This window comes from Mesorhizobium sp. M5C.F.Ca.ET.164.01.1.1 (genome assembly GCF_004792125.1).
Lineage (GTDB): Bacteria > Pseudomonadota > Alphaproteobacteria > Rhizobiales > Rhizobiaceae > Mesorhizobium > Mesorhizobium wenxiniae.
The window spans coordinates 1-291 of sequence record NZ_SRTG01000536.1 but is presented as its reverse complement, the minus strand read 5'-3'; the positions used below and the strand labels follow the sequence as shown (position 1 = coordinate 291).

The following is a 291-nucleotide window of genomic DNA, read 5'->3' as shown; positions in this document are numbered from 1 at the left end:
TTCCGCCGCGACCGATCCGCTTGTGGCCGTAGAAGATCGGGCCCGGTCGGAAAGCTTGACCAGCAGGGCGACCATCAGGAAAAGCGGGCTGAGCAGGACCAGACCCGCCAGGGAACCGACGATATCGAAACTGCGTTTGAGCAGACCGCCGATGGGGGGTGGAAAATCAATGCCGGCCTGCGAAAAACCCGCATTAGCCGGCTTGGCGACGTCCCTCATGCAAAAGCTCCATACGTTGAACGGATGGTTTACGGCACGATACCAAAAAAATGCTGCAGCGCAACACACAAT

At 58.1% G+C, this 291-nt stretch carries 1 pseudogene; it reads right to left on the bottom strand.

Features of this window, described 5'->3' with window-relative positions:
• A pseudogene (locus tag EN807_RS34625) lies at positions 1 to 219 on the bottom strand (sugar transferase); the annotation flags it as partial.
• Positions 220 to 291 lie beyond the last annotated feature (72 nt).